The organism is Bacillus smithii (assembly GCF_001050115.1).
In the GTDB taxonomy this organism is placed as follows: domain Bacteria; phylum Bacillota; class Bacilli; order Bacillales; family DSM-4216; genus Bacillus_O; species Bacillus_O smithii.
In genome coordinates, this window is the sequence record NZ_CP012024.1 from 1,925,770 (window position 1) to 1,940,763 (window position 14,994).

14 protein-coding genes and 1 riboswitch are annotated in these 14,994 nt (G+C 40.5%); of the genes, 2 read left to right on the forward strand and 12 right to left on the reverse strand.

Annotation, left to right across the window (positions count from 1 at the left end; translation table 11 throughout):
• Positions 1–228: 228 nt before the first annotated feature.
• The 6 genes from BSM4216_RS08965 to coxB all read right to left on the reverse strand — a co-directional run bounded on the left by BSM4216_RS08965 (position 229) and on the right by coxB (position 5,672).
• The gene (locus tag BSM4216_RS08965; protein ID WP_004439974.1) at positions 229–711 is read right to left on the reverse strand and encodes a threonine/serine exporter family protein; all 483 of its coding nucleotides are present in this window, start codon (positions 709–711) and stop codon (positions 229–231) included.
• A 73-nt stretch (positions 712–784) separates the two neighbouring features.
• Entirely contained in the window at positions 785–1,540 is a 756-nt protein-coding gene (locus BSM4216_RS08970; RefSeq protein WP_048623490.1) for a threonine/serine exporter family protein, read from the reverse strand.
• A gap of 246 nt (positions 1,541–1,786) precedes the next feature.
• The gene (gene cyoD / locus BSM4216_RS08975) at positions 1,787–2,083 is read right to left on the reverse strand and encodes a cytochrome o ubiquinol oxidase subunit IV (protein ID WP_004439978.1); all 297 of its coding nucleotides are present in this window, start codon (positions 2,081–2,083) and stop codon (positions 1,787–1,789) included.
• Position 2,084: 1 nt separating this feature from the next.
• Entirely contained in the window at positions 2,085–2,681 is a 597-nt protein-coding gene (cyoC, locus tag BSM4216_RS08980) for a cytochrome o ubiquinol oxidase subunit III (protein ID WP_048623491.1), read from the reverse strand.
• Entirely contained in the window at positions 2,681–4,651 is a 1,971-nt protein-coding gene (locus BSM4216_RS08985) for a cbb3-type cytochrome c oxidase subunit I (RefSeq protein WP_048623492.1), read from the reverse strand. The genes cyoC and BSM4216_RS08985 overlap by 1 nt, the downstream gene beginning before the upstream one ends.
• A 58-nt stretch (positions 4,652–4,709) precedes the next feature.
• The gene (gene coxB, locus BSM4216_RS08990; protein ID WP_048623493.1) at positions 4,710–5,672 is read right to left on the reverse strand and encodes a cytochrome c oxidase subunit II; all 963 of its coding nucleotides are present in this window, start codon (positions 5,670–5,672) and stop codon (positions 4,710–4,712) included.
• Positions 5,673–6,325: 653 nt separating this feature from the next.
• Here coxB and BSM4216_RS08995 point away from each other — a divergent pair.
• On the forward strand, positions 6,326–6,667 hold the full coding sequence (locus BSM4216_RS08995; protein ID WP_048623494.1) for an antibiotic biosynthesis monooxygenase family protein: 342 nt from the start codon (positions 6,326–6,328) through the stop codon (positions 6,665–6,667).
• 399 nt (positions 6,668–7,066) lie between these two features.
• Here the strand turns inward: BSM4216_RS08995 and thiE are convergent, their stop codons facing one another.
• From thiE to ku, 6 genes are all read right to left on the reverse strand, one after another.
• Positions 7,067–7,702 carry a thiamine phosphate synthase gene (thiE, locus tag BSM4216_RS09000; protein WP_341029801.1) on the reverse strand — a complete coding sequence of 212 codons (636 nt, stop codon included), beginning with the start codon at positions 7,700–7,702 and terminating at the stop codon, positions 7,067–7,069.
• Positions 7,689–8,498, reverse strand: coding sequence for a hydroxyethylthiazole kinase (gene thiM, locus BSM4216_RS09005; RefSeq protein ID WP_048623495.1), 810 nt, complete (start codon positions 8,496–8,498; stop codon positions 7,689–7,691). The genes thiE and thiM overlap by 14 nt, the downstream gene beginning before the upstream one ends.
• A 27-nt stretch (positions 8,499–8,525) precedes the next feature.
• Complete coding sequence (thiD, locus tag BSM4216_RS09010; protein ID WP_048623496.1) at positions 8,526–9,326, reverse strand: bifunctional hydroxymethylpyrimidine kinase/phosphomethylpyrimidine kinase; 801 nt, start codon at positions 9,324–9,326, stop codon at positions 8,526–8,528.
• A gap of 116 nt (positions 9,327–9,442) precedes the next feature.
• A riboswitch (TPP riboswitch) is annotated at positions 9,443–9,557 on the reverse strand.
• 164 nt (positions 9,558–9,721) lie between these two features.
• Positions 9,722–11,065, reverse strand: coding sequence for an ISLre2 family transposase (locus BSM4216_RS09015; RefSeq protein ID WP_048622768.1), 1,344 nt, complete (start codon positions 11,063–11,065; stop codon positions 9,722–9,724).
• A 223-nt stretch (positions 11,066–11,288) separates the two neighbouring features.
• Positions 11,289–11,975 carry a phosphatase PAP2 family protein gene (locus BSM4216_RS09020; protein ID WP_048623497.1) on the reverse strand — a complete coding sequence of 229 codons (687 nt, stop codon included), beginning with the start codon at positions 11,973–11,975 and terminating at the stop codon, positions 11,289–11,291.
• Between the two features lie 30 nt (positions 11,976–12,005).
• Positions 12,006–12,830: a non-homologous end joining protein Ku gene (gene ku, locus BSM4216_RS09025; RefSeq protein WP_048623498.1), complete on the reverse strand. Its 825-nt coding sequence runs from the start codon at positions 12,828–12,830 to the stop codon at positions 12,006–12,008.
• 126 nt (positions 12,831–12,956) lie between these two features.
• Between ku and BSM4216_RS09030 the strand changes: the two genes are divergently transcribed.
• Positions 12,957–14,780, forward strand: a complete 1,824-nt coding sequence (locus BSM4216_RS09030; protein ID WP_048623499.1) for a DNA ligase D — start codon at positions 12,957–12,959, stop codon at positions 14,778–14,780.
• Positions 14,781–14,994: the final 214 nt, after the last annotated feature.

Below are 14,994 nucleotides of genomic sequence, written 5' to 3' on the forward strand. Positions count from 1 at the left end.
AAGACGTGAATAAATGAAATCAAGACTTTATGGGTCGATATATGATGATCCGGAAATGATGGACCTCATTGAAAAAAGTAAAAAAAGAATTTTCATTATAAATCCGCCATTCATTAGATCAAGTAAAAAAAGGAGGGACATTTGTCCAACGCTCCAGATGGAACAATAAAATAGCAAAATCTTACATTCACGGTTTTCTTTTTACGGAAATTTTTCATTCTATAGCTTTCAGCTTTCGATATTCGTGTCCTTATTGTATAAAACACGCCATCTTGCTTTTTGCTTAACACTAAGGAATTTCCGGATAATCAGGTTGACAACTTCCGCAAATACGAGACCCATGGCGATGGCACCTGAAATCAAAAAGACTTTTGCCGCCAATTGGAGAGCGATATTATAGTCATTCTGCACGAAATGCCTCATCGCATCATAGGCCAACCCTCCCGGTACTAAAGGGATGATTCCTCCGACAGTGAAAATAATGACCGGTGTTTTATACATTTTGGCACAAATGTAGCTGATCACCCCGACAAATATGGATGCGACACAAGAAGCAAACACGCTATCATACTGCATTTCTACTAACCAAAAGTAAATAATCCAGCCGATCATCCCTACCAAGCCGCACTGAAACAAGGAGCTTTTAGGCGCATTGAATATAATTCCAAAACCGGCGGAGGCAATAAAACTCGTAACCATTTGCTCCAGCATCTCTTTTCCCCCTTATTTATGAAGCCACTTCTTCTCGTTAAAATCTTCGAGCCTTTGTCTTTGGTATGTATTTTTATAAAAACGTAAACACAACCGCTATTCCGGTTCCGATCGCAAACGCTGTTAAAAAGGCTTCCGCTCCCCTTGATAATCCTGAAACAAGGTGTCCTGCCATTAAATCTCTCAATGCATTGGTAATGGCTAATCCGGGAACAAGCGGCATCACCGAACCAATAATGATCTTATCCAATTGGTGTCCAATTCCTATTTTGACAAAAAAAGCAGAACTGAGACCAATCATGAGAGACGCTAAAAATTCGGCAAAAAACTTGATTTGAATAAATCGATGAACGTACACAAGAAACAAAAACCCGACGGCACCGGCAATGCAAGCAGCTAGAAAATCGTTCCATTTTCCTTGAAACATGATTAAAAAGCAGCCACTTGAAATCGCGGCCGCCAGAATTTGTTCCCATAGAGGAAATGTAAAGTCGTTTTGATCCATTTCTTTTAATAGTGCATAAGCTTCTCGAATCGTTAATTTCCCGGCACTTATGTTTCTTGATACATTGTTCACTAAAGCTATTTTATGGAGATCCGTTGAACGCTCCGAAATACGGACAAGTTTGGTCGGTTCCATTCCATCCATGGAAAAAATAATGGCTGTTGGCGCAACAAAACAATGAGCGTTTTGAATTCCACATGAAGCAGCGATGCGAGACATCGTATCTTCTACACGATACGTTTCAGCTCCGCTTCTTAGCATAATTTTTCCCGCCAGTAAACATACTTCAATAATTTCCAATGTGGAATGGCCATTCTCTTTCATATCTCTCTCCTCATATCCATCAAATTCGATCCTGCTAAAGTAACAATCCAGTTGAAGTTTATCACAAAAAAATTGAAAATAAAACAGATGATGAGAATCTTTAAAGAAAAGTGTTACAGCTATTCATGACAAGTAGATAAGCTGTCCATCGCCAACAAAATAGGGTCCAGCCCTCCGAACCATCATTATCCACTTGAAATAATGGCAGGTTGTTGGAGGACTAGACCCTTTTTTTACGTTCTATTTTTATTGTACGACACTGTTAAATGTCATAATCCATATAGAACCTATTACAATGGTAATGACAAAAACAATGCCCAGCGCAAGTGCAAAAACATTATATCGCGGTTTCTCAGACTCGCGGATATGCATAAAGAAAACTAACTGGATGACAAATTGCAGAACAGCCATCGTAATGATAGCGGCGACAAGCGCCCCTTTGCTGAATGCATGATTCGTCACTAATAACAACGGGATGATGGTTAAGATAATCGATAAAATAAACCCTGTCACATAAGATTTGAGTGAGCCGTGATTTTCCATGTTACATCACCCCCATTAAATACACAATCGTGAAAATGAAGATCCAAACGACATCAAGAAAGTGCCAATAAAGACCGATCACCGTCAGTTTCCGTTTCGTTTTCACATTCAAACCGCGTTGGAAAAGTTGAATGATCAATCCTATCATCCACAAGATCCCTAAGGATACGTGCAATCCATGTGTACCGACTAATGTGAAAAAGGCAGTTAAAAATGCACTCGTAGAAATGCTTGCCCCTTCATCTACCATATGAGCAAATTCCCGCACTTCCAATCCGACGAAAGACATTCCTAACAAAATAGTGACAATCAGCCAGTTAATGATTTGTTTCTTATTTCCTTTATGCATGGCAAGCATAGCCAAACCGCTTGTAAAACTGCTTGTTAATAGAATGAACGTTTCCCATGTTACTCCGGAAAGTTCAAATATTTCTTTTCCGCTTGGACCATTGGCTATATGGTTAACTAATACGGCATACGTTGCAAACAACGTACCGAAAATTAAACAGTCCGTCACGAGGAAGATCCAGAATCCCATTACTTTCATGGATTCCAGCTCTTCCACATGATGATCATGTTGGGATGTAATCGCGGACATCATACCACCCTCCCCATGGCGGATTCCGTTTCTTTAATTTCTTCGACCGGTATATAGTAATCATCATCGTATTGGAAGGAACGTGCGAACATCGTAGCGGCTACTCCAATTAAGCCGACAACGATCATCCAAACCCATTCAAAGGTAAATCCAAAGCCGGCTATAAACCAGAAGAAAGACATTATAAACGGAATTCCAGTATTTTTTGGCATGTGAATCGGTTCTAATTCTACTTTTTCTTTTTTGTAATCCGGATCCTGCATTTTTTTCTTCATTTCCCACCATGCATCTTGTTCAGGTGCATATGGAACGACTGCGAAATTATAATGCGGAGCCGGTGAAGGAATAGACCATTCCAACGTACGTCCGTTCCATGGATCTCCAGTTGTATCTTTTTCGCCATGTTTGATGCTGTAAATAATTTGCACGGCTTGGAAAATAAATCCGATACCCATCAAGAATGCACCGATGGTCGAAACGAAGTTTAAAGATGCCCAGCCGCGGTCCCAGCCGTATGTGTAAAGACGACGGGTCATTCCCATAAATCCAAGTGCATATTGCGGCAAGAAACATACATAGAATCCGATATTCCAGAACCAGAAGGCCCATTTGCCTAAGCGGTCATTCAATTTAAAACCGAACATCTTCGGCCACCAATAAATCAGTCCAGCTAAATAACCGAACACAACTCCACCGATCAACGTGTTGTGGAAGTGGGCAATTAAGAAGTAGCTGTTATGGTATTGGTAATCAGCTGGAGCAATGGATAGCATAACCCCAGTGGCTCCACCAATAACGAAGCACACGATAAAGCCGATTGTCCACAACATTGGTTGGCTAAACTCGATGCGACCTTTATACATCGTAAACAGCCAGTTAAATATTTTAACCCCTGTCGGTATGGCAATCGCCATCGTCGCAATAGCAAAGAACGTATTTACATCGGCCCCTGCACCCATTGTAAAGAAGTGGTGAGCCCATGTGAAATAAGAAATGACGCTGATCAGAATTAATGAAAAGACCATTGATTTATATCCAAAAATTTTCTTTTTGGTGAAAGTTGCAACCACTTCTGAGAAAATACCAAATGCCGGCAACACAACGATATAAACTTCAGGATGTCCCCACATCCAAATGAGATTGATATACATCATCGGGTTTCCAGCACCGGTCATCGTAAAGAAATGTCCGTCAAGGAAGCGGTCAATATACAACATGGCCAACGTAGCCGTAAATACCGGGAACGAAAAAATAATTAAAATACAGGAAGCAAGCACCGACCAAGTAAAGAGCGGCATTTTCATAAGCTTCATGCCTTTTGCTCTCATTTTCAAAATGGTGACTAAGAAGTTAATTCCAGTTGCTGTACTTCCGATACCTGAAATATTGATACCCCAAACATAGAAGTTTTGACCTGGACCGCTGCTGTAAGGAATTTCAGAAAGTGGAGGATAACTTAGCCAACCGGCGTTCGGCGAACCTCCGATAACAAACGATAAGTTGAACAGCAGTGCTCCAAAGAAAAACATCCAAAAGCTTACTGCATTTAAAAACGGATACGCAACATCACGAGCACCGATTTGTAACGGAACGGCGATGTTAAACAATCCGAACATCAACGGCATCGCCATAAATAAAATCATAATCGTTCCGTGCGTCGTGAAAATTTCATTATAGTGGTTTGAATCAAGAAAATGCAGACCTGGCATCGCCAACTGCGTACGCATTAATAAAGCATCGACTCCTCCTCGGAAAAGCATTAAGAGGGAAGCGATAATATACATGATCCCAATTTTTTTATGATCTACAGTTGTCAGCCATTCACGCCAAAGCCAACCCCATTTTTTATAACGGGTCAGCACATAAACGATGGCCAATGACACTAATACGATCGCAACGTCTGCCCCGTATATCATCGGTTCTCCCGTTACGAAGAACCCGGAAGAGAAATCTTTGATTTTCTCCCACATATCGTTTCCTCCTTTTCCTTCTAAAAGGCGATCAGAATCATCGAAAAGTCATCAATGGTTAATGAGACATATCCATATTCATGTCGGAGCCACCATTTTCATCCTTCTCGGAATCTTTTCCAAAATCCGGGTGTGTTTTATAAGTATCCATATGGTGCATTTTGTAGAAATCTCCGCCATTTTTCTTCACAATTTTTTCGAATAAACCGTTCGGGTAAGAAGAATAAAAAGCTTTATCCGTCAATCCCGGTTTTGAAAGTGTTTCATAACCTTTTTCCGTTAAAGCCGGGGATGATTTTTTCACTTGAGCTACCCATTGTTTATATTCATTTTCCGGTTTTGCAATTACTTTAAACTTCATATGAGCAAATCCTTCACCGGAAAAGTTCGCTCCGGAACCATAATAAACGCCCGGTTTGTCTGCCTTTAAATATAGTCCCATTGACATTCCCGGCATCGTGTAGATCTGTCCTCCAAGCGACGGGACCCAGAAAGAATTCATCGGTGCATCGCTTGTCAGTTCAAATTTGACAGGGACTCCGGCAGGAATCACGACTTCATTGACAGAGGCCACTTTGTCGTCTGGATAAGTAAACAGCCATTTCCAATCCAATGACGTAGCTTGAATCGTCACTGGCTGCTTATTAGAATCGTGTAAATCAGTACCCTTTGCCAGTGCAAATGTTGTTTTGTAGGTGCTGTAACCTAAAATCAAACAGATCACAATTGGAATAGACCACCAAACTATTTCTAGCGTTTTGTTGTCGTCCCATTCCGGTTGATAAGGTGCTTTGTTATCCGGTTTGTCGCGGTAACGCCATATAATGTAGAAAAGCAACGCAAAGACAACAAGGATAATTCCTAAGCAGACTAAAGAAGTAAATACAATCAAGTCATACTCTGTTTTGGCTACAGGTCCTTTCGGCTGGAGAACTACATAGTTTTCACAACCGGCCAGCGTCATCACAGCAAAAATCGCCGCTGGAAGGACTTTCAGCCATTTCAGCCATTTTTGAATCATGTGTGTCTCAACTCCTCCCAAATTATGAAATTGTCAATTTTACGTCTGAAGAACATCCCAAGAGACGACAATAAATATTATTTACAATATCAATATAATATAAAGTACGCCAAAATTGTTCATTTATTTTTCAAGTTCACTATTTTGTAACACTTCTTGACAAGCTTCAAAAAAAGAAAATTTTTCTCATTTAAAAACCCGATTTAAGGCGTAAAATAGATATATTAAACGCTTTCATCATCTTTCCGTGTTCTTGAAAAAAATTTAAACAGCTCAGAATAACGAACGATTCAAAAGTCCCATATTAAAATCTGAACAAACCCGTCTGAACACCCATTAATTTACAAATTGAAAATTCTTTTCAAATGAAAGAATGCTCTCTTTAATAAAATTCTCTTCAACACCACACCACTTTCTATTAAATAGATTGGGAAACTGCAAAGACATGACTTTTTCCCATCAATCTTTTCATCGAAAAGAGATTATGCCTGACTCCACCTTTTTATAATGATAATCATTCTTAGGAAAATTGCAATGTCACCCTTTTCCATGTTTTTTGATGAGTGTTCATTGTTTTTTATTTTTATCTCACAATGTTCCGTCATTTCAGATAAAATGATAAAAAGAATAGCAGAATACTAGGAGGAAACAAAATGAATCTTTTTAAAACATCAAAAACCCCCTACTACGCTGTCATTTTCACTTCGGAAAGAACTGAGGTCGACAGAGGATATGACGAAATGGCTGATGAAATGTTGGAATTAGTTTCGAAACAAAAAGGGTTTTTAGGAGCAGAGAGTGTAAGAGGCGAGGACGGATTAGGCATTACTGTTTCCTATTGGGATTCGTTGGATTCTATCCAAAACTGGAAAGAAAACGTTCGCCATCAAATAGCTCAAGAAAAAGGGAAAACAGAATGGTATAAACGTTTCACTACTAGAATATGCAAAGTGGAAAGAGAAACGATTTTTGATCCCGATGCAAAATTTAAATAATTGAAAGCATACTGTCCATCTTATTTCAAACAAGACTTAAATTTAATTACTACTCTATAAAAAAATAGGAGTTTCAACCTATACATGTAACATTTATATATAGTGATAGCAGTTGGCAATCATTGAGTGAACGAAATTTTGCAGAACCTTCCTATCTATTGTTAAAAACTTCAGATAATGACCTATGTTAAGTCACGAAAAAATCCACCCCCTTAAAAATCGGTCCATTGACTAATGAAATCAAAGGGGCGGATACAATCAATTTTGTTAACAAAAATTTAAAAGAATTCAAGAGTCGTTTCTCTATTCTTGTTAACGGACTGCATTAGGCCAAATGCACATAGAAAAACCCGTGCCATTCGTTTTCTGCACGGGTTTTTCACCTATTCAACTGCCAGTTTATCCTTTTAGGCGTGCACTTTTTAGCATTTCTGCTGCCAATTTTGGATTGTTGCTGGATAGAATAGCTGAAACAACAGCGATACCGTCGATACCTGTATGGCTTAACTGCTGAACATTCTCCAGGTTTATTCCGCCAATGGCAACAACGGGGATGTTCACACTCTCCACTATGGATTCCAGCATTCCCTTTTCCAACCGTTCCGCGTCTTTTTTGCTATTCGTCGGAAAAACAGCACCTACTCCTAAATAATCGGCTCCTTGTTTTTCGGCTTCTTTTGCTTCCTCTACGGTGCTGCAAGAAACCCCTACGAACATGGAAGGCGGAACGATTTTTTTCACATAGGCTGCCGGCAGATCGCTTTGTCCGACATGAACACCATCCGCTCCCGCAGCCAGCGCAATATCGACCCTGTCATTGATAACAAGCGAAATCTCATATTTTTCTGTCAGCGACTTCAAGGCAAGCGCCTTTTTCAAAAAAAGCTTGCCTGACGATTGTTTTTCTCGCAGCTGCACCATCGTCACACCGCCTTGAATGGCCGCTTCAACTTTATTCAATAATTCCTCCAATTCCATTGATTCACTGGTCACCAGATATAAAGAAAGCGCCTGTTTGACATTAAACTTCAACAAAGTTCACTTCTTTCTGCCAAGTACGACTGTTCATAAAAGAAACTTCATCGATTAAGCGAATATGAAAGCTTCCAGTACCCACCGGTGATTCGCCAAAAGAGCGGTATGCCAACTCTCCTGCGATTCCCATCACTGAAATCCCGGCAATCGCCGCGTAAAAGTAGTCGTTCGTTGCTCCGGCAAAATTTCCGATTAAAGAAGTAGCCATACAGCCCGTTCCCGTCACCTTTGTTAAAATCGGATGACCATTTTGAATCCCAATTGTCCGATTTCCGTCTGAGATGTAATCCACTGGACCGCTGACGACAACTACTGCCTTTAACAGCTTTGCCGCCCGTGAAGCTAAGAGAGCAAGATCTTCGTTAACGTTCCCGGCATCGACTCCCCTTGTCTGCGCTTCTTCGCCTATCAATGAGGAAATTTCGCTCGCATTCCCGCGGACAATTTGCGGATCGACTGTTTGCAAAAATTCTTTTGCTTTTTCATTGCGAAACGACGTCGCTCCGACTCCAACCGGATCTAATACAACGGGAATTTGCCGACGATTGGCTTCTTGTGATGCACGCACCATGGCGGTAAAAGTAGATTCTGTCAACGTTCCCATATTGATCACCAACGCCTGAGCAAGCTTAACCATAGAAGCCGCTTCCTCTGGGGAATCGGCCATAACAGGTGATCCGCCAATGGCCAGCGTCACATTCGCACAATCATTGATCGTGACGGTATTCGTAATATGGTGAACAAGCGGATTTTTCGATCGAACTTGCTCCATTAATGCTGCGATTTCTTCTTTCATCGTCCATCACTTCTCCTCTGCAGAGTTCTATAATAATCCAGCTTTTTGATATAAATCATAAAAATGGTGGGTTGGTCCGTGCCCCCCGCCTATTTCCAGGCTGTGGCGAATGGCGGTCGTAATATAATCTTTGGCCTTTTCAACTGCCGTAAAAGGCTGTTCACCTCGAGCCAAGAAAGCGCATATCGCAGATGACAATGTACAGCCTGTCCCATGGGTGTTTTTCGTTTGAATCCGTTCTCCTTTTATCCATCGATATTGTTCACCATCATAGAAAAGGTCAGCTGCTTCTCCTTCCAAGTGCCCGCCTTTCACCAAAACATACTTTGGACCTTTCTCCAGAATGATTTCGGCCGCTTTCACCATGTCGTCTTGATCCGTAATTTTCATATTCGCCAATACTTCTGCTTCTGGAAGATTGGGTGTGATGATATAGCTGAGCGGGAGCAAATATTGAATTAACGCGGAGACAGCATCGTCTCTTAATAAAGGATGTCCGCTTTTGGATATCATCACCGGATCTAATACAATCGGTATATTGCGAACCTCTTTCAGGCATTTAGAGACGGTTTTGATAATCTCCTCTGTAGACAACATCCCAATTTTGATCCCATCTACCGGCAAATCATCCAAAACCGCTTCTATTTGATCTTGAATCACTTCTACATCTATATTTTGAACCGATCGAACTTCCTTCGTATTTTGTGCCGTCACAGCCGTAATGACCGACATGCCGTATACTCCAAGTGCGGAAAACGTTTTAAGATCGGCTTGAATTCCTGCTCCTCCACCTGAATCAGAGCCGGCAATGGTTAATGCAGTTTTCAATTTGAACGCCTCCAGTACATTCACAATCGTTTTTACAAGCCAGCAAAAAACCCCAGCGCAAAACACTGGGGTCCGGGTTTTATTTTTCAAATAACGAAAACAACATCAATAAGTTTTCGTCAAAAGAAGCACTTCCCTACGCTGGCATCACCCAGATCAGGTTTAAAGGGTTAAAGGCTTTACGGGCCTTACTCTCAGCCAAACCAATTTTTGGCTCCCCCAGTGTAAATGAAAATATATTCAATTCTATCATCACTATATCATATTATCTAGCAAAATGTAAGATTAGCTTTCACTTTGATTGAGTCAAGTATTTGTGGGCAGTTTTTTTCTCCCTAACAATGAAAGCGGATTCACCATTTTAGGGTACTCTCTTGATAAAAAATTTGTCTTTTTTAAAATCCGGCCAACTCCTTTAAAGTCTTGTACACTGGAATATTTGCCTTACCTTTTAGGTATAGGAGATTGTCTCTTGTGACTTCACCAATTGTACTTGTCACCTTTTCTACGTAATGTTTTGGTGGATTCTTTTCCTCCTTGGTTTCTGTCCATCTTTCGACTTTCCCAAATAATGTTTTCAATGCCAGATTGTCTAGGAAAGCCACCAATCCAGTAATCATGGCACTTACGCCTTTTTCTACCCAGCTACGTCCATTTTTGAGCCTTTTTGCGAAGACACTCATCGTTCCCTCGGCACTTCCCATTGGACGCATTCCTTTGGTGTCAATACCTTGTTCTTGGAGCCACTTCCGGTAATCCCCGAGGGCTTCAGGATATTTTTCTAGTTGACGAATCAATTGGTCAAGACGTTCTTCCTGATCCTCTGTCTCTAGTGTTCCAACAGCACTGTTTAATTCCGTAAGTAGTTTCTGACTGTCATAGGACGCTAGTGCCTTTTGCATTTGGCGATAGCGAGGATGCTTACGGAATAAGCTGCGAATATCCCTTGCCACGTGGAAACGGTCAATTGAAAAGAATGCCCTGCCTTTAAAATGGTCTCGACAGGCTGTAATCCATCCGGCACCATCCCCGTTTATTACTAGCTTATGGACAGTTGGGTCATACTCGAAGTTTTCAATGAGAAAATCCTCAAACGCCTCCCAAAATGGCTGGTTCCCACGGTGAATAAAATGGCGTTTGTCTTTCAAACTTACTCGTTTTCCGTTGATTTCCCAGCCCTGATGAACCGCTGCAATTTTTTCTTCCTTGCCCCGTTTTCCTTTTCCTTGACGTTTCACATATAGGCCGTCCACTTCCACGAATAGGACAGGATAGTTTACAGGCTGTCGCTCTTTTGGGATACTTTCAATCTGTAACAGGTGTTGACGTATAGCTTCGTGACTAATCACTCGGTATCCTAAAAGTGTTTCAAGCGTGTGTTCTGCCTTTCGATAGGATGGCCCTGTAATGGCAAGCTCTAGAGCCGCTTCTTCTATCAGCGGACTAAAGGAGCCGGTCCCTTCGAATTCCAAAGAGCGATCAAGCAGATAGACATATTCACCTTTCTCCCTGTCTCGGTAGTAGTTCCGTTTCACCTTTATTTCTCCAAAAAGACTGATAATAGTGGTGATACGCTTATCGAGTAGACGATAACGCTTTTTATTTCGTTCTTCAGCAATCTGCTTGTCCATGTCCTCTAATAGTGTTTTCATGACCTTTGAGAAGGTTTCCTGTAATTGCCTCCAAACTAATTGCTCAATCTGTTTTAAATTTGGATATACTGTGTTATTCTTTTGCATGAGGGGTTACTCCTTTGTTTGTGATTTAGTTTTGGTTGACTAAGATTCTACCAAGGAGTAACCCTCTTTTTCATGTTATTTGCTTATTAACTACCGCGCTTTCGCTTGGTGGCCCCCTCATTTGTTGAGCGTTCTAACGTTCCCTCAACAAATGAGGGGGTTAAATTTTGCCCACAATAATTTTACTCATACTTTCACTTTCCAATCATGCTCCACCTTTCCATTACTCACGATCCGAAGGCCTTTTATGAAATTTTTTCTTTACGATAAATTCTACTAAATGAAAAATAAACAAAGAAAAGATCAGCCAAATGGCAGCGGCTGCATATCCTCCAATTACATCGCTAGGATAATGGACGCCTAAATAAATTCTGCTTAGTCCGACCAGCAGAATAAACAAGAAGGCCATAACCGCTCCAAACCGTTTCGCAGGTCTATGCTCCAAAAGTTCAAACAGCAAAAAAGCAAGCGCCCCGTACATCACAAAAGAAGCCATGGAATGGCCGCTTGGGAAGCTAAATCCACTTTCATGAATCAACGGCTGAATATCTGGTCGTTTTCTTTCAAATATTTGTTTTAATATATGGTTAAATGCAGTCCCTAATGAAACGGTTAGAGCGAAAAACAAAGCGTAAAGCCTTTCTTTTTTCAGCCATAACAACAAGCTGACCACGATAACGCATGTTGTAATCCATTTGGCCGATCCAAAAAATGTGATACCTTTCATAAAAGCCGTTAAATCAGGCGAAATCCACGATTGCACAAAGGTGATAATAGCCGTATCAAAATGTTCGATTTTATGTCTTTTCAGTTCGTCCACAATTTCAATAAATGTCCAAACGGAAAAGAGAAACAAAACGGTTATGGTAATAAAATAAGCCGCTGATCGGTTTCTCTCTCTTTGATTCATCTTTACGTTCCCCCATATTTATACGACTAGCTACGCTTTCTTTTTCGCCGCCGCTCTTTTCCGTTTTGGCGTAGCTGTCTTCGGTTTCGTCCGGTCGATCGACGCTTGAAGCGCGGCCATCAAGTCGGTGACATTCCCTCTTGGTTCTTTAGTAGTTGGTGTAACAAAGTCTTCTCCTGTCCGCTTTGATTCGATCAATTCCATCAAACGGTTGCGATACTCGTCTTCATACTTTTCCGGCTCAAATGGAGTTGTCAACTGATCAATCAGTAAAAGAGCGGTATCAAGCTCTTTTTTTGTAATGTTGTCTTTGACCGGAACGTTCGGAACTTCCTCCGCATTTCGAACTTCATCTGGATAGTGGATCGTCTCCATGAGCAATGTATGATTATAAACTCTAATGACGGCCAATTGTTCTTTAGAACGCATCACAATTTTAGCCAGCCCCGCTTTTTCTGATTCCAAAAGAGCTTTTCGAAGCAGCGTATACGCTTTTGCTCCCCCTTCATTGGGAGACATATAATAACTTTTATTAAAATAAATGGGATCTATGTCACTTAGTTGGATGAAATCAATAATTTCAACGGCTTTTTCCTCCGTTTGCTTTTTTAATTCTTCCAGTTCATGATTTTCTAACACGACAAATTTTCCTTTGGCCACTTCATATCCTTTGACAATATCCTCTGGTTTCAATTCCGTTTCACAGACTGGACAAACTTTTTCATATTTGATTGGAGTATGACACACCTTATGCAAAGATCTTAACGAAATATCTTTATCTTCAGTCGCGGCGTGCAATTTAATCGGGATATTCACGAGTCCGAAGCTGATGCTCCCTTTCCAAATTGTATGCATACAAACCCTCTTTTCGTTTTTTATTATTTTTCGCCGCTGTTTAAACGTTATACATTTTAACTTTTGCTATGTATAAAAACAACGGCCGTTCAAAAGATACAAATAGACAAGAAAGGGGCAAACCACATGCAATTCATGATGCCTGAACTAAAAATGACTTTTCCCGAAAAAGGCAACTGGCTTTTTGAAACAAAATATGATGGCTTTCGCGCCCAATTAATATGGACGAAAGAAACCGTTCAGCTTCTCAGTCGTAACGGCCAAAATATTTTGCCCTTATTTCCTGAAATCAAAAATTTTTTGAAGCCGTTTCAAAAAAAGGCTTCTTCATTTTTGCCACTCGTGTTCGATGGGGAATTGGCCGCATTACAATCGGAGGGTAAATCCAATTTTTCTGTCGTGCAAATAAGAGGTCGAATGCGGTCCCCTTCTAAAATAGCGGAAAAAGCATCCTTTTTCCCTTGTACATATCTCGTTTTTGATCTATTGGAAATAAAAGGACAATCCATAAAAAGCCAACCTTTTGAAAAACGGAAAGAACAACTTTATCGAGTATTCGAATCTTTCGGTTGGAGCTTGTCTCCGAAACCTTCTGCCGAATCGAGAATTCAAATGATACCATCATTCCGTGAATTGTCGACCTTAAAAGATTTTGTATCTCTCCATTTTGGAGAAGGAATTGTAGCAAAAAAACAGGATTCTATATGGGAAGGAAAAAGGTCCGGAAACTGGATCAAAATCAAAAACTGGAAGAAAGCCCGTTGCTTCGTGACGGCTTTTCATGAAGCGAACGGCTACTATAATATAGCTGTTTACAAGGATAAAAACATTTTTCCTATCGGCCTTTTTCAAGCGGGAATTCCGAAAAAAGAAAAAGAAGCCTTAAATCAAATTATTCGTCAAAATGCTTTTGAAAAAAAAGAAGACGTATATTATATAAAGCCAGGGATTTGTGTAGAGTTATTTTATTTAGAGTGGCAAAAAGAGGGCTTGAGAGAACCTTATTTTCATCAATTTTTATTTTCCACCACACCTGAGGAATGTACATGGGAACAATTTCGCCTTGATAGCCTCCATATTCCTGAGCAAGTGGAGATCACCCACCCATTAAAACCCATATGGCCTGCTTGCGGTTATACAAAACTCGATTACCTTTCCTACTTGCGGAAAACGGCTCCAAGAATGCTCCCTTTCTTAAAGGATAGAGCATTAACGGTGATCCGATATCCACATGGAGTAGAGGACGAAGCTTTTTTTCAAAAAAACTGCCCGGACTATGCACCGGATTTTGTCGAAACGAAGAAAATGGACGGAATCAATTATATTGTTTGCAATTCCCTGGAAACACTGATTTGGCTCGGCAATCAATTGGCCATTGAATTTCATGTCCCCTTTCATTCCATCCATTCCTCCTATGTCAGCGAAATTGTTTTTGATCTGGACCCTCCTAGTCCAAAAGAGTTTTCATTGGCCGTTCAGGCTGCAAAAGATATGAAAGAAATTTTTGATCAACTAAACTTGAAAACGTTTGTCAAATTTTCAGGAAATAAAGGTCTGCAAGTATATATACCGCTTCCGGAGACATTTACATTTGCCGAAACGGGATCGTTTACGGAACTAATTGCCCGCTACCTCGTATCGAAAAAACCGGAAATGTTCACAATCGAACGTTTAAAGAAAAAAAGAGGCAGACGCTTGTACATCGATTACGTTCAATATCGACAAGGAAAAACAATCATTGCACCTTATTCAGCCAGAGGAAACGAGAAAGGTCTTGTCGCTTGTCCTTTATACTGGGAAGAACTCGATCAATTCACACCAAGCCAATGCACGATCGATTGGGTATTGAAACGAATGGAAACAACTTTATGTCCATTTGCCTCCTTTTTCGAAGCCAAAGTCGATCAACCCTTTGCCGAAATTATCAACGCATTGCCTCAACTGGATTAAAAAGACTGGCTTATACAAAAAGGACAAGCCAGAAATTCCAATTGCTGATTAGGAAACGATTGATTTTCATACAAAAAAAGACCTTTTAATCAAGAAAAACCGACCAAATAAAAAAATTATTTTCTCGTCGGATTCCTTCTTTCGGAAACAAACACAGTATTAAGGTGCGCTTACATCATTATGGAAAAGACGATGCTTTTACACTGTGATAATT